Raw genomic sequence first — 15,961 nt, forward strand, 5'->3', positions numbered from 1 at the left:
GTCGGTTCGGGTGGTCAGTCGGTGGGCAGCAGGACGCCCGGGTTGAGCAGGCCGTCCGGGTCCAGGCGGTGCTTGACGGCGCGCAGCACCGAGACGCCGAGCGGGCCGGCCTCGCGGACGTACCAGTCGCGGTGGTCGGTGCCGACCCCGTGGTGGTGGGAGATGGTGCCGCCGGCCGCCAGGACGGCTTCGTTGGCGGCGTGCTTGGCGGGCGTCCAGTGGGCCACCGGGTCCTCGCCCTGGGCGCTGACGACGGTGAAGTACAGCGAGGCGCCGTTCTCGTAGACGTGGGAGATGTGGCACATCACCAGGGGCGGGGTGCCGGCCCGGGTGAGGGTGTCGGTGAGGGCGGTGCGGACGGCCGTGTAGAGGCCGGGGAGGCGGGACCAGAACGCGGCGGTCTCCAGCGTCTCGGCGAAGGCGCCCGCGTCGAGCAGGGCGTCGCGCAGGTAGGGCGCGGAGTAGCGGCCGTGCGCCCAGCGTTCGCCGGGTGCGGTGCCGGCCGGGGTGCCGCCGCAGGCCCGCAGGACGTCCGCCGCCCGCTCGCGGCGGTGTGCGGTGTCCTCGGCGGTGCCCTCGTAGCCGGCGATCGCCAGGCAGCCGGTGCCGTCCGGCTCCGGGCCGGCGCCGATCGCGTCGGGCTGCGCGAGGCCGATGAACGTCTCGGTCTCGTCGGACAGGCGCAGCACGGTGGGCCGGGGCCCGTCCTGGGCGAGCCGGCGCAGGGCCGCCGTGCCCTCCTCGAAGGAGCCGAACCGCCAGCCCTCGTACACCCGGGCCTCGGGCAGCGGGCGGATCCGTACGGTGACGGAGGTGATGACGCCGAAGGCGCCCTCGGAGCCGAGGATCAGCTGGCGCAGGTCGGGTCCGGCGGCGGAGCGGGGGGCGCGGCCGGTGTCGAGGGTGCCCTCGGGGGTGGCGAGGGTCAGGCCGAGCACCATCTCGTCGAACCGGCCGTAGCCGGCGGACGCCTGACCGCTGGAGCGGGCGGCGGCGAACCCGCCGAGGGTGGCCCACTCGAAGGACTGCGGGAAGTGGCCGAGGGTGAAGCCCCGTGCGTTGAGCCGCCGTTCGGCCTCGGGGGCGCGCAGGCCGGGCTGGAGGACGGCGGTGCGCGAGACCGGGTCGAGGTCGAGCAGGGCGTCCATGCGGCGCAGGTCCAGGGCGACGAACGCGCTGCGCTGCGGGGCGAGTCCGCCGACCACGGAGGTGCCGCCGCCGAAGGGGACGACGGCCAGGCCGTGCGCGGCGCAGACGCGGAGCACGGCGAGCACCTGGTCGTGGCCGGCGGGCAGGACGACGGCCTGCGGTACGTCGGCGAGGTCCCCGGCGCGGATGCGCAGCAGGTCGGGGGTGGACTTGCCGCGGGTGTGCCGGACGCGGGTCTCCGGGTCGGTGCGGACGTGCTGTGCGCCGCCCACGGCCCCGGCGAGCGCCGTCAGGGCGGCGGGCGCGACGACGGGTTCGGGCGGGCGGACGTCCGCCAGGGCGAGCGGGGGCGTGCTGCGCGGCCGGACGCCGAGCAGGTCGCGCAGCAGCCCGGTCACCGTGTCGGGCAGTGGCGCCGCCTTGGCCGGGTCGCCCCAGCCGTTCCACAGCATGTCCATTGAACGGTCGTCCTCACAGGGTCGGTGTGCTGGTCGGGGTCCTGGCCCCGGTGTCCGGTGCTTGGTGCTCGGCTCGGTGCAGGTGCTCGGTTGCTTGTGCACGGTGCTCGGTGCGCGGTGCGGTTGCCGTGCCCCGTGCCGGGGCGCTTCCGCCCGACCTCCGGGGCGTTACACTGTGACACATGACGCCTATTCGTCACAACGGTTCGGACAGTGATCCCGTGCTCGACGCGGCACGTGACTGCGTGCTCGCCGTCGGGGTACGGCGCACCACGCTCGCCGACGTCGCCCGGCGGGCCGGCGTCTCCCGGATGACGCTCTACCGGCGCTGGCCGGACCTGCGGACCCTGGTGGGCGATCTGATGACCCGGGAGTGGATCGAGGTGGCCACCCGGGCCATCCCGGAGCCCGCGCCCGGCGTCGCCACGCGCACCCGGATCGTGGACGGACTCGTGGCCGGGGTGGAGGCGTTCCGCGCGCATCCGCTCTTCCGCAAGATCGTCGACGTGGACCCGGAACTGCTCCTGCCGTATGTGCTCGACCGGCGCGGCGCCAGCCAGGAAGCGCTGCTGGCGCTGCTGGGGGACGCGTTGCGCGAGGGCCACGCGGACGGGTCCGTACGGCCTGGTCACACCGAACGGCAGGCCCGCGCCGTGCTGTTGACCGTGCAGTCCTTCACCCTGTCCCTGCGCACGATGACCGACGAGGACGACCCGGAGCTGGACTCCGCCGCGTTCCTCGGCGAGCTGCGCGCCCTTCTGGAGAGGACCCTGACGCCATGAGCCACACCGAGGCCGCGCCCGGCTCGTCCCTCGACGCGGGCCGGCGCGCCCGGGACCTGGCGGAGGCCGCGTCCGGCCGGACGGCCGACATCCTGGTCGTCGGGCTCGGCGCCACCGGTGCCGGGGCCGCGCTGGACGCGGCGGCCCGCGGGCTGGACGTCGTCGCGGTGGACGCCCACGACCTCGCCTTCGGCACCTCCCGCTGGAGTTCGAAGCTGATCCACGGCGGGCTGCGGTACCTGGCCTCCGGTCAGTTCGACGTGGCCCACGAGAGCGCGGTCGAACGCGGTGTGCTGATGACCCGTACGGCCCCGCACCTGGTGGCCGCCCAGCCGTTCGTACTGCCGCTGACCCCGCTGGTGTCCCGGGCCCAGGCCGGGGTGGCCTGGGCCGGCTTCCGGGCCGGGGACATGCTGCGGCTGGCCGCCCGCACCCCCCGACGGGTCCTGCCCGCGCCGCGCCGGCTGTCGGCGACCGAGGCCCGGCACCTGGCGCCCTCGGTCCGCGCGGCCGGGCTGCGCGGCGGGCTGCTGTCCTGGGACGGCAAGGTGACCGACGACGCCCGGCTGGTGACCGCGCTCGCCAGGACGGCCGCCGCGCGCGGCGCCCGGGTGCTGACCCGGGTGCGGGCACTGGAGCTGACCGGGTCCGGCGCCCGGATACGCGACGAACTCACCGGCGAGGAGGGCGAGATCAGGGCCCGCGCGGTGATCAACGCCGCCGGGGTGTGGGCGGGCGGCCTCGCCGACGGCATCCGGATCCGCCCGTCCCGCGGCACCCATCTGGTGCTGCGCTCGGAGCGGCTCGGCGCGCTGCCCGCCGGTCTGCACGTCCCCGTCCCCGGCGAGAGCAACCGCTTCGTGCTGGTCCTGCCGCAGGGCGACGGCCGGGTCTACGTCGGCCTGACGGACGAGCCGGTCGACGGCGGCATCCCCGATGTGCCGGAGGTGCCCGAGACCGACATCGGCTTCCTGCTGGACGTGCTCGGCTCCCTGCTGGACGCTCCCGTGTCCCGGGACGAGGTCGTCGGTGCCTTCGCCGGGCTGCGCCCGCTGCTGGACACCTCCGCGCACGACGGTGCCGGGCCGGCGCCGCGCACCTCCGACATCTCCCGCCGGCACGCGGTGCTGACCTCGCCCGACGGTGTCAGCACCGTGGTCGGCGGCAAGCTCACCACCTACCGGCGGATGGCCGAGGACGCCGTGGACGCCGCGGCCGGGGCGAGCGGGCTGCGCGCGGCCCCCTCCCCCACCGCCGCGCTGCCCCTGATCGGCGCCGCCGCGCCCGGACGGCTGCGCGCCCTGCCCGCGCCCGGCCGGCTGATCCGCCGCTACGGCACCGAGGCCGTGGCCGTCCACGCCCTCGCCGTCCAGGACCCCGCCCTGGCCGAGCCCGTGCTCCCGGGCCACCCCGTCACCCGCGCGGAACTGCTCTGGGCGGCCCGGCACGAGGGCGCGCTGGACGAGTCCGACCTGCTGGACCGCCGTACCCGCATCGGCCTGGTCCCCGAGGACCGCGCCCGAGCGCTGCCCGCCGCCCGGGAGACGCTGGAGCGCGCACCGACGGCACACCGCTGACCCGGACGACCGCTCCCCCGGCCCGCACCGGGCCGGGCGTGCCCGTCCCGCCGGGTCAGAGCAGGCGGTGGATGTCGCCGCGGACCCGGTAGAAGCCGCCTGCCGCCGGGTGCAGGGCGTCGACCACGTAGCGCGCGCCGGGTTCGCGTATCGCGCGGGGGAACTGGACGTTCCAGGAGGAGTCGTAGCCGTCCGATATCACGTGCACCCGCACCCGGCCGTCCTCCTGGACGCACTCGACCACCACCGACCCGGCGGGCGCCCGCTCGACCGCGGACACCGCTGCCGCGCCCGTGGCGGGGGCGTACGCCGGCAGGGCGGCGGCCAGTTTCACGTCCCGCACCACCGGCACCGTGCCCTCCTGGGCCGCGGCGACGGCCGCCTCGCTCGCGTCCACGCACACCAGCGAGCCGTCGGTGGTGACCAGGTACAGCCGCTCGTCGCGGTACTGCATCGACAGCGCCGAACCGCCGCCCGTGCCCAGCTTCCACAGCCGCCGGCCGTCCCGGTCGAAGCAGTACACGGAGGAGGCCGCGTCACCGGCGAAGACGAACCGGCCGCCGGGTGAGGTGGCGCACGAGTACACCGGGCCGTCGCACGCGTACGTCGCCTCGACGGCGCCGGTGGCCTTCGACAGCCGCTGGACCACGCGGTGCGCGGTGCCCGCGTACACCGCGTCCTCCTCCTGCCAGCCGAAGAGCACGCCGCCGTGGGTGGGCGTGTGCCACAACTGGCCGCCGCCGTCCGGCGCGTAGGCGGTGACGCCCCGGTGGTGGCCGTGGTACACGGCCCGGTCGTCGGCGCGCACCATCCAGGCGTGCTCGCCCTGGCTGCGGCGGGACCACTGGTGTTCGTCCTCGTGGTCGATGACCGTGAGTCCGCCCGCGCGGTCCGAGACGTCGAGGACGCCCTCGTGGATGTCCAGCCAGAAGATGTCGACGTCCGCGGCGATGTCGTAGGCGGCGAAGGGGAGTTTGGCGGAGAGGTCGTACACCTTGCCGTCGTCGCAGCCGGCGTAGATCCAGAAGTCGTCGGCGACCAGGCACTTCACGCCGTCGGGAAGGCTGAAGCGGGCCAGGACGGCGCCCTCGTGGTCCAGGGTGTAGACGTCGCCGGCCTGGTTCCCCACCCAGCAGCGCTCGTCGTCGACGTGGATACCGAACGCGGCGGAGCCGGTGCGGAACCGCCACAGCACCGGTGCCACGGCCCGCGCGGTGGACGGGGCGGAGCCGACCTGACGGCGGGTCACCGCGCGGGGCGGGCGCTGTCCGCGGACGGCCGGCGCGTATCCCTTGCGGACCTTCTCGCCGACCTTCCGCGCGGCGGCGGCCCGCGCCTTCTCCTCGGTCGGGAAGGTGGAGGTCTGGGTCTGCCCTTCGGCGCCGATCCTGCCGTACCGCACCGTCACCACCCGGCCGTCGACCGCCACCTCGTAGAACTTGTGGGCGCCGCCGCCCTCCTGCGAAAGCTCCAGATACGTCGTCGACAGCGCGGACACCGCGGACATGGCAGACCTCTCCCCCAGCTGGACCCGCGGCCGTTCCGGCAGGTCCCCGACTGCTGTTCACGGTAGGGGCAGGCACTGACAATCGGGCCTGCGGCGGGTCGCGGCCGGGAGCCGTGGGTAGCCGTCGGTCGCGGCCGGAAGCTGCGGACGGCGGAACGGCCATCGGCGGCCGGCAGCCAGCTAGGGGACGGTCGGCTCGGTGATCGGCGGTCGGCAGTCAGCGGTTACGGCGTGCCGTCGGCCGTCGGCGTCGGCGTCCGGCCCTGCCGCAGGTCGCGGGCGGTCGCCGCGGGTCGCCACCGGTCGCCGCGGACGGCGGGTACGGCCATCGGCGGTCGGCTGCGGCTCGGCGGTGGGCGGCCGGCAGCCGGCTCGGCGGTCGGCAGCCGGCTCGGTGGTCGGCGGTCGGCTCGGTGGTCGGCAGCCGGCAGCTGGCTCGGCAGCCGGCAGCCGGCAGCCGGCAGCCGGCTCGGTGATCGGCAGCCGGCTCGGTGGTCGACGGTCGGCTCGGTGGTCAGCAGCCGGTAGCTGGCCGTCAGCGGTTACGGCGTGCCGTCCGCCGTCGGCGTCGGCGTCGGCGTCGGCGTCGGCGTCGGCGTCGGCGTCGGTGGCTCCGTGCCGCCCAGTAGCCGGTGCAGGCACCGGAGCGCGAGCGCGGCCGGGGAGCCCTCGCCCGTGACGCCGGCCTCCGTGCCGGCCCAGGTCTCCAGCGCGATGCGGATCGCGTCCGTGGCCGCCGCCGCGACCAGGCGCACCTCCAGCGCGTCCGGACCCGCCTGCGCCAGGCGGGCGACGACCGGGACGAGCCGCTCCTCGGACTCCTGGTTCACCCGGTACCACACCGCGCGCAGCGCGGGATCGTCCGCGGCGGCGCGCAGCAGCCCCCGGGTCCGCAGCAGCGCCTCGGCGGCCTCCTCGTCCGGCGCGGCGAGCGACTGCTCCACCGCCGTCGCCAGCGCCCGGAACAGACCGGCCCCGGGCTCGGCCGCCTCCAGCAGCGCCCGCCACCGGTCGGCCCCGGCCGCGAGCAGCGGACTCACCGCGTCCTGCTTGGAGCGGAAGTAGCGGTAGAAGGTGCGCAGCGCGACGCCCGCGTGCCGGGCGATCTCCTCGGCGGTGGTCGCGTGCGGGCCCTGGGCGGCGAACAGCCCGGCCGCCGCGTGGGCGATGTCGAGCTGGGTCGCGGCCTTGCGGCGCTCGGTCAGGGAGGAGGGCGGCGGCTTCGTGCTCACCTCTGAAGCGTACGGCCCCGGGCAGTCAGCGCGTACGGCCCCGGACAGCCAAATGGCATGTGATGCCGACGTGGCAAAACGTGCCACAACGGCGTAACGTGAAGGACACCGAGGCGCCGGACGGCAAGAGAACCGGCGTCCCACAGGGCTCGCCGCACCCCGGCGGGCCGGGCAGGAGAAACACACATGAACCGCTACGACGGCCGCCGCGTGCTGATCACCGGAGGCGGCTCCGGCATCGGCCAGGCCACCGTGCTGCGTGTCCTCACCGAGGGCGGCAGCGTGGTCGCCGCGGACGTGAGCGAACGGGGCCTTCGGGACACCGCGGAGAAGGCCGGCGGCTTGGCGGACCGGCTGACGACCCTGGTCATCGACGTCGCCGACGAGACCTCCGTGCGTGCCGGGACGGCCGCGGCGATCGCCTCGCTCGGCGGTCTGGACGTGCTGGTCAACGCCGCCGGGATCCTGCGCTCCTCACACACGGACCGCACGAGCCTCCCGGACTTCACCCGCGTCCTCCAGGTGAACCTCGTCGGCACCTTCCTGATGATCCGCGAGGCGATACCGGCGCTGCTGGCCGGCCGGGACGCCGCGGTCGTCAACTTCAGCTCCACCTCCGCCGCGTTCGCGCACCCCTATATGGCGGCGTACGCGGCGAGCAAGGGCGGCATCCAGTCGATGACGCACGCGCTCGCGGCCGAGTACGCCGGCCGGGGCATCCGCTTCACCGCCGTCCAGCCGGGCTCCATCTCCAGCGGCATGACCGACGGCAGCGGTGCCAGCGGCCAGAGCACGGGGCCGGGCCTGCCCGCCGACGCCGACATGACCCTGTTCGCCAAGCTGTCCCCGGCCCTCGGCCAGGGCTTCGCCGGACCGGAGACGGTGGCGTCCGTCGTGGCGATGCTGGCCTCCCGGGACGGCGCGTTCATCACGGGCACGGAGATCCGCGTCGACGGCGGAACCCACTTCTGACCGCCGCGGTGCGCGGGCCGGCGCTCGGCGCAGGTCTGCTCTCGTCGTAGTGCTGTGCCCCGGCCACCCGTGACGGCCGGGGCACAGCGACGCGGAACGCCTTGGCGCCGAGCGCGCGTCGGGGGCCTACTGGGGTGTGGGGTGGAGGCAGAAGGTCTGGTTGGGCGCGGGGTAGGACCGCCCGTCAGTGCCGGCGTAGGGGGCCTGGACGGCCCGGGCGCCCCCGCGGGTGGAGTTGTCGCTGATGGTGACGTAGTCGCCGGTCATCCCCGGGCCGGAGCCCGGCGACGACTTCTGTCAGGACCGCTGAGCCGAGAGCTGGGGATACATGGCCGCGAGGTCTCCGGACAGACCGGCCTTGACCTGCCTGCTGACGTCGTCCGCCAGCACCTCGTACGCCCCGGTCTCCACGCCGTCGAGGGCGAGCGCGGCGACCTGGTGGGGGCTGGACTTGGGCGCGTCCACCTGCGCGGTCATGTCGGTGTCGACGTAGCCGACGTGCAGCCCGGTCACGCCGATGCCGCGCGGGGCCAGCTCCAGGCGCAGGGAGTTCGTCTGGGACCACAGGGCGGCCTTGGTCGCGCTGTAGGAGCCGGCGAGCCCGACCCAGGAGAGCGCGGAGTGGACGTTGAGCAGGTGACCGCCGCCGTTGCGCTGGAGGATCGGCACGAAGGCCCGGGTGACCAGCAGCGGGCCGAAGAAGTTGGTCTCGAACTCCCGGCGTACGTCGTCGAGCGGGGCGTCGAGGAAGGAGTGCGCGCCGAGCGAGATGCCGGCGTTGTTGACGAGGACGGTGACGTCGGGCGCCGCCGTCGCCGCGGCCTGGACGGACTGCGGGTCGGTGACCTCCAGCGCGAGGGGCACGGCGTCGGGATGGGTGACGGTGCGGGGGTCGCGGGCCGTCGCGTACACCTTGGCGGCGCCGCGCGCGTACAGCTCTTCCACCAGCGCCTTGCCCAGCCCGCGGCTGCCGCCGGTGACCAGCGCGACGGAGTTCTTGATCGAGGTCATGTGCGTCTCCAGACGGGAAAACCGATCGGTTTCCACCCACCGTAAACCGATCGGTTTCCCTCGGCAAGCGGGATGCTCAAGTCAGATGCGAGTGCGTGGGAAATCCCAACTGAGCAGGTGGGGCGGCGACCGACGGGGCGGGGAATGGCCCGAGCGCGTGGATGACCGTTCCCCGCCCCTGCCGGCCGGACCGCCGACGCCTGGGCGGCCGGGGCGGCGCGCCGGTCCACGGACACGACCGGCGCGCGAACCCGCACCGCCGGTCGCCGGTCCTGCTCCGACCCTCCGCCACCGCGCCCGCCCGCGCCATCCGCAGGGGTCCGGGCGGGTGAAAGAGGAGCGCTCGTCCCCTCCGCTCACCCCAGCCGCCGGCCCGCCCCGCTCCCGTCCGCGTCCCCGGCGCCCGCACCCCGCTCCCCCGCCCCTCGACCCCCGTCGACGACCTGCGGGAACTCCCTGCGCCGCCCGGGAAGTTGATATGGGAAGCTGGGCCCGGCCGGTGCGGGCCGAGGCCGTACCGACCGTGGAGAGGAGCACAGCGTGACAGAGAACGGCGTCGAGGCCGTCACCATCGACACCAGCAGACCCCATCCCGCGCGGATCTACGACTACCTGCTGGGCGGCAAGGACAACTACGAGGTGGACCAGCAGGCCGGCGACCGGCTCGCCGCCGCGGCCCCCGAGGCACGGATCGGCGTCCGGGCGAACCGCGCCTTCCTCCAGCGCGCCGTGCGCTACGTGGTGGGCAGCGGGATCCGGCAGATCCTGGACATCGGCACCGGACTGCCCACCTCGCCGAACGTGCACGAGGTCGCGCAGAAGGTGGCGTCCGATGTGCGCGTGGCCTACGTCGACAACGACCCGATCGTCGCCGCGCATGGAAACGCCCTGCTCAGCCGATCCGGTACGACCCGCATCGTCCTGGGCGACCTGCGTGAGCCGCGGGCCGTCCTGGACCACCCGGACATCCGCCAGCTCATCGACTTCGACCAGCCGGTCGCCGTACTCCTCGTCGCCATCCTGCATTTCCTCGCCGACACGGACCGGCCCGCCGAGGTCGTCGCCACCCTGCGCGACGCGCTGCCCGCCGGCAGCTTCCTGGTGCTGTCGCACGCGACGGGTGACTTCGCCGACCGCTCCGCCGCCCAGGACGTCTACACCAACGCCACCGCCTCGCTGAACCTGCGCACCCGCGCCGAGGTGGAGCGGTTCTTCGACGGTTTCGAGCTGGTCGAACCGGGCCTGGCCCAGGTGCCGTTCTGGCGCCCGGACGCCCCGCCGCCGCCCCGGTCCGAGGAGATCGGTTTCTACGGCGGCGTGGCCCGCAAGTCCGCCTGACCGGCCGGTCCCCTCCCGCACTCCCGCAGCGCTCCCGCACGCAGGACCGGTGGCCCGCCATCGGCGAGGACGGGCCACCACGGGACGCCACGGACCGGCACGGGAAGGTGCCACGGACCCGCACGGGAAAGCGCCACGGCCCCGCACGGCCAAGGCGCGGGAGCGACAGCCGCCCCCACCCGGGAAGCCGCCGCCCGCACGGGCCGCCGCCGACCACCATGGTGCCACCGACCCCCGTGGTGCGCCGGGCGTACCGGTGGGACGCTGGTGGAGAGAGGTGTCCGACCAGGCGACCGGTGGAGGGCCGATGGGGCGTGACGTTCCGGCGCTCGTCTTCACCCGCGAGGACCGCCGCCGGTACCGGACCAAGATGCAGAGGTGCCTGGAGGCGTTCGCGCAGATGCTGCGCGAGGCGCGCTTCGACGCGGAGCGGCCCCAGGTGGGCCTGGAGATCGAACTGAACCTGGTGGACGAGGACGCCGAGCCGGCGATGCGCAACAGCGATGTGCTGGAGGCGATCTCCGACCCGGCGTGGTCCACCGAGCTGGGCCGCTTCAACCTGGAGATCAACGTCCCGCCGCGACGGCTGGTCGCGGGCGGCCCGGACGCCTGGGAGGCGGAGATCCGGGCCGCGCTGAACCACGCCGAACAGCGCGCCCGGTCGGTCGGCACCCGGCTGATCACGGTCGGAATCCTGCCCACCCTGCGGCAGGAGGAGATCGGCGAGGGCGCGCTGTCGGAGAACCCCCGCTACCGGCTGCTCAACGACCAGGTCTTCGCGGCCCGCGGCGAGGACCTGCGCATCGAGATCGACGGCGCCGACCGGCTGCGGACCTACGCGGACACCATCACCCCGGAGGCCGCGTGCACCAGTACGCAGTTCCATCTCCAGGTGTCGCCCGAGGAGTTCGCCGGCTACTGGAACGCGGCGCAGGCGATCGCCGGGGTGCAGGTCGCGCTCGCGGCCAACTCGCCGTTCCTCTTCGGCAAGGAGCTGTGGCACGAGACGCGGATCCCGCTGTTCGAGCAGGCCACCGACACCCGCCCGGAGGAGATCAAGGTGCAGGGAGTACGGCCCCGGGTGTGGTTCGGGGAGCGGTGGATCACCAGCGTGTTCGACCTGTTCGAGGAGAACCTGCGCTACTTCCCGGCCCTGCTGCCCCTGTGCGACGAGCAGGACCCGGCGGAGACCCTGGACCGCGGCGACGTCCCGGAACTGTCCGAACTCACCCTGCACAACGGCACGATCTACCGCTGGAACCGGCCGGTGTACGCCGTAGCCCACGACCGGCCGCACATCCGGGTGGAGAACCGGGTGCTGCCCGCCGGGCCGACCGTCGCCGACACCCTCGCCAACGGCGCTTTCTACTACGGCCTCACCCGCGCCCTGGTGGAGGAGGACCGGCCGGTGTGGTCGCGGATGTCCTTCGCCGCCGCCGAGGACAACCTGCACACCGCCGCCCGGTACGGCATCGACGCGCCGCTGTACTGGCCCGGGATGGGCGAGGTGCCGGCGCCGGAACTGGTGCTGCGCCGGCTGCTGCCGCTCGCGCACCGGGGCCTGGAGCTGTCCGGCATGGACGCCGCCTGGCGGGAGCCGCTGCTCGGCGTGATCGAGCAGCGCTGTGTGACGGCGCGCAACGGGGCGGTGTGGCAGAAGGAGATGTTCCACCACCTCGCCGCCACCACCCACTCAGGCCGGCACGAGGCGCTGCGCCGGATGACGCAGGTGTACATCGACTACATGCACCTCAACGCCCCGGTGCACACCTGGCCGGTCGACTGACCGGCGCCGGGGCCGGCACTGCGGACAGATCCTAGGCCGGTGCCCGGGTCGGTCGTTCCAGGCTGGTTCCCGGGCATGCCGAGGCTTCCGGCAGGTGGGTCTTGGCCCACTGCGCCAGTTCGCGGAGCGCCGGTTCCAGGGCCGCGCCGGCGCCGGTCAGCCGGTAGGACACGCGCAGGGGCGGGCCCTCGTCGACCTCGCGCAGGAGCAGCCCGGCCGCGCCGAGTTCGGCGAGCCGGTCGGAGAGCATGCGTTCGCTGATGCCGGGGATGGCCCGGCGGAGGTCGGCGAAGTACGCGGGCTGTTCCACCAGGACGGCCACGATCGGCCCGCTCCAGCGCTTGCCGAGGAGCTGGAAGACACGGGTGATGCCGTCGTCCACCCGCTTGCAGGCCGCGCTGTCGTGGTTCTCGTCCATTACCTCATGCTACTACCCCGCCGTAGGGTGCTGAAGAAAAGTAAGCTCATGTGGTAAACATAGTCCAGTACGAAACATCAGCCCAACGCTCCCGGCGTCCGGCTGCCCAGCCCTTTCCCCGGAGACATCCATGGCCACGCTGCTGCACATCGACTCGTCCCTCTTCCCGGCCGGGGCGTCCGCCTCCCGCGCCGTGACGGAAACCTTCCGCAAGCACTGGGAGGAGGAGCACCCGGAGGGCACGGTCGTCTACCGCGACCTGGCGGCGCAGCCCGTCGCCCACATCACCGCCGACGCGCACCTCGCCGGCTTCGTCGACCCGGCCGACCACACTCCGGAGCAGGCCGCCGCCTTCGCCGAACGCGTCAAGCTGATCGAGGAGCTGGAGCAGGCCGACGCGGTGCTGATCGGCGCCCCGATGTACAACTACTCGATCCCGTCGACCCTCAAGGCCTGGGTGGACAACGTGGTCCTGATCGGCCGCACCGCGGGCGCGTCGCCCTCCGCCAAGGGCACCCCGGTGACCATAGTCGCCAGCCGCGGCGGCTCGTACGCACCGGGCACACCGCGCGAGGGATACGAGTACGTGCAGAACTACCTCAAGGCCGTCTTCGCCGACGCCTTCGGCATGGACGTGGAGTTCATCGTCCCGGAGCTGACCGCGGCGACGCAGAACCCGGCGATGTCCGAGCTGGTCCCGCTGTACGAGGCCTCCCGCGACCGCGCCCTGGCGGACGCCGCCACCCGGGCGCGGGACCTCGCCAAGCGCCTCGCGGCCTGAGTCCGCACGGGCGTGAGCCCGCACGGGCCCATGCCCGAACCGGCAGGCGCCTGAACCGGCTCCCGCCCGCACCGGCCCGCGCCCGCCGGGCACCACGACACCGCCCGGCCCACACCGCCACGGCGCCGCACCACCACGGCGCCGCGGTCGCCAAGGCGCCACCGCGCCCAGGCGGCCCCGCCCCCCCCCGGCCCCGGACCGCCACACCCGCGGTCCGGGGCCGCGTGCGCGCCACCGCCCGCTCGGCCGCCCTCAGGCCAGGACCAGCACCAGGGGCACGCCCCGGCACGGCACCAGCCGCAGCCCCTCGCAGGTGCGGGGCCGGGCGGTGGCGAGGACGTCGCCGAAGTCCGGGCCCTTGGTGAGGGAGCCGGCGAGGTGGGCCGCGTCGGCGGAGGCGGCGACCCGGCCGCGGGCGTTCACCAGCCGGGCCGGGCGGGCGAGGCCGCGCAGCAGCGGGAGCACCGCCGCCTCGAAGTGCCGCAGATACACGTCGGCCGCCGCCACCCCGGCGAACCTCCCCTGGAACCAGACCGGTTCGGACAGCGTGAGGCTGTACTCGTCGGAACAGAGGTAGTCCACGTACGGGCCCGCCACGGCCCGGCGTCCGGTGGCGCGGGGCAGCGCGAACCAGTCCCAGTGCGTGTAGTCGGCGTAGGCCGACCGGCCGGGGTCGAGATCGAGCAGCAGCGGGCGTACGACACCGTCGGCGCCCGACTGCCACCACTCCAGCCAGGCCGGCGCATCGGCCAGCAGCCCGGGGTCCGCGACGAAGCCGGCCCCCGAGACGAGCGCTTCCCGGTCCAGCCGCAGGTGCAGTCCGGGGCGCAGGGCGGCGAGGTCGCGGCTGACGGGCCGGCGCCCCTCGGCGGCCACCCGGCGCAGCAGGGCCGCGGTGTCGGCGCGGGTGGCGGCGACCGCCTCGAAGACGGCTTCCAGCGCACCGCCCACCTGTGCGGCCACCCAGGTCTCCGGTTCGGTGCCGACGGCGGCGAGCCGGGACCTGACGTCCATGGTGTCCTCCAGCGGACGGGAACCGGACGCGGCACGGTCAGAGCGTGAGGCGTACGGCGACGAGCCGCGCCGTCGTCTCCCTGACGCACCGCTCGGCCAGCGTGCCGGCCGTGTGGTCGGCCCCATCCTGCACCGCGGCGACGAGGCGGCGGTGCCGGTCCGCAACTTCTTCACGACAGGCGTCCTCGGCGAGGACGAGACAGGGCAGCGCGCCCACCTCGCTCTGGAGGGCGACCTGTGCGCGGGTGAGCCGGGCGGACTGGGCGGCGGCGGCGAGTTCGACGTGGAAGCGGCCGTACAGCCGGCCGCGCGCCGCCGCGTCCCCGGCCCGGGCCAGCTCCCGCGCCGTACGGCGCAGCGGCCGGAGGTCGGCGGGTTCGGTGCGCCCGGCGGCGAGCCGGGCGGCGGCGCCGGACAGCGCGGCCCAGTGGTCGCCGAGGTCGCGCAGTTCCTCGGTGCTCCAGCCGCGCAGCCGGTCCCGGAGCCGGTCGTCGGCGGGGACCTCGGGCAGCGAGACGAAGCTGCCGCCGCCCCGGCCCCGCCGGGTGGTGACCAGGCCCTGCTGCCGCAGCGCCATGAGCGCCTCGCGCAGGGTGACCGTGGAGACGCCGAGCCGTCCGGCGAGTTCGCTCTCGCCGGGCAACTGCTCGCCGTCGGCGAGGAGGCCCAGTTCTATGGCGTCGCCGATGCGGTGGACGACCGCGTCCACGCGGGCCCGGCTGTCCACCGGGCTGAAGACGGCCCGGCGGGCGCCGCCCTCTGTCTCGTCCTGCCTCACGGTCACCACCTCGCGCGTTGACACAACCTTTACCCTAAGGCCCTCTTGAGCTATGACCTATGACTTCATATGTTTGCGGTCAACGTTCAGCGCGCCAGAAAGGTTCCCGTATGGAGGGAATGGCGATCCGGCTGCAGGGCCTGCGGAAGGCGTTCGGCGCGACGGCCGCCGTGGCCGGCGTCGACCTGGAGATACGGGACGGCGAGTTCTTCTCGATGCTCGGCCCGTCCGGCTCCGGGAAGACGACCCTGCTGCGGCTGATCGCCGGGTTCGAGACGCCCGACCACGGCCGGATCGAACTCGCGGGACAGGAGGTCACCGGTCTGGCGCCGTTCGAACGGGACGTGCACACCGTCTTCCAGGACTACGCGCTCTTCCCGCACATGACGGTCGAGCAGAACGTCGCCTACGGGCTGCGGGTCCGCAAGGTGCCGAAGGCCGAACGGCTGGTCCGCGCCCGCAAGGCGCTCGCCGAGGTCCGCCTCGAAGGCTACGGGCAGCGGCGTCCCCGCGAGCTGTCCGGCGGTCAGCGCCAGCGCGTCGCACTGGCCCGGGCGCTCGTCGGCCGGCCCCGCGTGCTGCTGCTGGACGAACCGCTCGGCGCGCTCGACCTGAAACTGCGCGAGCAGATGCAGGGCGAACTCAAGGCGCTCCAGCGGGAGGTGGGCATCACCTTCGTCCTCGTCACCCACGACCAGGAGGAGGCCCTGACCATGAGCGACCGGATCGCCGTCGTCGACCAGGGCCGCATCGCCCAGACCGGCACGCCCGCGGAGATCTACGAGCGCCCGGCGACCGCGTTCGTCGCCTCTTTCGTCGGCGTCTCGAACCTGCTCGACGGCGAGACGGCCCACCGGATCGCCGGCGCTCCGGGCACCTACAGCATCCGCCCGGAGAAGATCCGCCTCCTGAAGGAGTTTGCCGCGCCGGACGAGCCGGACCACGCCACCGCCACCGGCACCGTGGCCGAGGTCGTCTACCTCGGGGACGCCACCCGCTTCGTGGTCGACCTGGACGGCGGCGGCCGGCTGACCGCGCTCCAGCAGAACCTGGAGACCTCCTCGGCGGACGCCGCCGCCTACCGGGGCACCCGGGTCCGCCTGGCGTGGCACCGCCGGCACACCGTCCGGCTCCCTTCCTGACTTCCTGATCCCGTCC

The 15,961-nt window shown here is 74.5% G+C and carries 15 protein-coding genes; 7 read left to right on the plus strand and 8 right to left on the minus strand.

Annotation, left to right across the window (positions count from 1 at the left end; translation table 11 throughout):
- Window positions 1–14: 14 nt before the first annotated feature.
- Window positions 15–1,607, minus strand: a complete 1,593-nt coding sequence (locus tag ACH4OA_RS00120; protein WP_397966811.1) for an FAD-binding oxidoreductase — start codon at window positions 1,605–1,607, stop codon at window positions 15–17.
- A 182-nt stretch (window positions 1,608–1,789) separates the two neighbouring features.
- On the opposite strand from ACH4OA_RS00120, the gene ACH4OA_RS00125 reads away from it, so the two are divergent.
- Complete coding sequence (locus ACH4OA_RS00125; protein ID WP_365882645.1) at window positions 1,790–2,389, plus strand: TetR/AcrR family transcriptional regulator; 600 nt, start codon at window positions 1,790–1,792, stop codon at window positions 2,387–2,389.
- Window positions 2,386–3,966: a glycerol-3-phosphate dehydrogenase/oxidase gene (locus tag ACH4OA_RS00130; RefSeq protein WP_397966813.1), complete on the plus strand. Its 1,581-nt coding sequence runs from the start codon at window positions 2,386–2,388 to the stop codon at window positions 3,964–3,966. Before ACH4OA_RS00125 ends, ACH4OA_RS00130 begins: the two co-directional genes overlap by 4 nt.
- Before the next feature lie 55 nt (window positions 3,967–4,021).
- Here ACH4OA_RS00130 and ACH4OA_RS00135 read toward each other — a convergent pair whose 3' ends face one another.
- Together ACH4OA_RS00135 and ACH4OA_RS00140 are read right to left on the minus strand one after the other, a co-directional pair.
- Window positions 4,022–5,473 (minus strand): WGR domain-containing protein, encoded by a 1,452-nt coding sequence (locus ACH4OA_RS00135; protein ID WP_397945395.1) that lies wholly within the window; start codon window positions 5,471–5,473, stop codon window positions 4,022–4,024.
- Between the two features lie 542 nt (window positions 5,474–6,015).
- A complete protein-coding gene (locus ACH4OA_RS00140; RefSeq protein WP_397966814.1) occupies window positions 6,016–6,705 on the minus strand; it encodes a TetR/AcrR family transcriptional regulator in 690 nt (229 codons plus the stop codon).
- 186 nt (window positions 6,706–6,891) lie between these two features.
- Here ACH4OA_RS00140 and ACH4OA_RS00145 point away from each other — a divergent pair, with 186 nt between their 5' ends.
- Entirely contained in the window at window positions 6,892–7,677 is a 786-nt protein-coding gene (locus ACH4OA_RS00145) for an SDR family NAD(P)-dependent oxidoreductase (protein ID WP_397966816.1), read from the plus strand.
- A 126-nt stretch (window positions 7,678–7,803) separates the two neighbouring features.
- Here the strand turns inward: ACH4OA_RS00145 and ACH4OA_RS00150 are convergent, their stop codons facing one another.
- Together ACH4OA_RS00150 and ACH4OA_RS00155 are read right to left on the minus strand one after the other, a co-directional pair.
- Window positions 7,804–7,944, minus strand: coding sequence for a hypothetical protein (locus ACH4OA_RS00150; protein WP_397934769.1), 141 nt, complete (start codon window positions 7,942–7,944; stop codon window positions 7,804–7,806).
- A 30-nt stretch (window positions 7,945–7,974) separates the two neighbouring features.
- Window positions 7,975–8,688 carry an SDR family oxidoreductase gene (locus ACH4OA_RS00155; RefSeq protein WP_397966818.1) on the minus strand — a complete coding sequence of 238 codons (714 nt, stop codon included), beginning with the start codon at window positions 8,686–8,688 and terminating at the stop codon, window positions 7,975–7,977.
- Between the two features lie 540 nt (window positions 8,689–9,228).
- Between ACH4OA_RS00155 and ACH4OA_RS00160 the strand changes: the two genes are divergently transcribed.
- Both ACH4OA_RS00160 and ACH4OA_RS00165 read left to right on the plus strand, forming a co-directional pair.
- The gene (locus ACH4OA_RS00160; RefSeq protein ID WP_365881360.1) at window positions 9,229–10,026 is read left to right on the plus strand and encodes an SAM-dependent methyltransferase; all 798 of its coding nucleotides are present in this window, start codon (window positions 9,229–9,231) and stop codon (window positions 10,024–10,026) included.
- Window positions 10,027–10,333: 307 nt separating this feature from the next.
- A complete protein-coding gene (locus ACH4OA_RS00165) occupies window positions 10,334–11,812 on the plus strand; it encodes a glutamate-cysteine ligase family protein (protein ID WP_397934773.1) in 1,479 nt (492 codons plus the stop codon).
- A gap of 31 nt (window positions 11,813–11,843) precedes the next feature.
- On the opposite strand, the gene ACH4OA_RS00170 is transcribed toward ACH4OA_RS00165, so the two are convergent.
- Window positions 11,844–12,230 carry a helix-turn-helix domain-containing protein gene (locus tag ACH4OA_RS00170; protein WP_365881356.1) on the minus strand — a complete coding sequence of 129 codons (387 nt, stop codon included), beginning with the start codon at window positions 12,228–12,230 and terminating at the stop codon, window positions 11,844–11,846.
- 130 nt (window positions 12,231–12,360) lie between these two features.
- On the opposite strand from ACH4OA_RS00170, the gene ACH4OA_RS00175 reads away from it, so the two are divergent.
- Window positions 12,361–13,011 (plus strand): NAD(P)H-dependent oxidoreductase, encoded by a 651-nt coding sequence (locus ACH4OA_RS00175; RefSeq protein WP_365881354.1) that lies wholly within the window; start codon window positions 12,361–12,363, stop codon window positions 13,009–13,011.
- Between the two features lie 252 nt (window positions 13,012–13,263).
- Here ACH4OA_RS00175 and ACH4OA_RS00180 read toward each other — a convergent pair whose 3' ends face one another.
- On the minus strand, window positions 13,264–14,025 hold the full coding sequence (locus ACH4OA_RS00180; RefSeq protein ID WP_397945397.1) for a cache domain-containing protein: 762 nt from the start codon (window positions 14,023–14,025) through the stop codon (window positions 13,264–13,266).
- 37 nt (window positions 14,026–14,062) lie between these two features.
- Entirely contained in the window at window positions 14,063–14,803 is a 741-nt protein-coding gene (locus tag ACH4OA_RS00185; protein ID WP_397966820.1) for a FadR/GntR family transcriptional regulator, read from the minus strand.
- A gap of 110 nt (window positions 14,804–14,913) precedes the next feature.
- Here ACH4OA_RS00185 and ACH4OA_RS00190 point away from each other — a divergent pair, with 110 nt between their 5' ends.
- Complete coding sequence (locus ACH4OA_RS00190) at window positions 14,914–15,945, plus strand: ABC transporter ATP-binding protein (RefSeq protein ID WP_397966822.1); 1,032 nt, start codon at window positions 14,914–14,916, stop codon at window positions 15,943–15,945.
- The last annotated feature ends 16 nt before the right edge of the window (window positions 15,946–15,961 follow it).

Origin of the sequence: Streptomyces sp. NPDC017095 (assembly GCF_044332325.1) — a bacterium.
GTDB lineage: Bacteria > Actinomycetota > Actinomycetes > Streptomycetales > Streptomycetaceae > Streptomyces.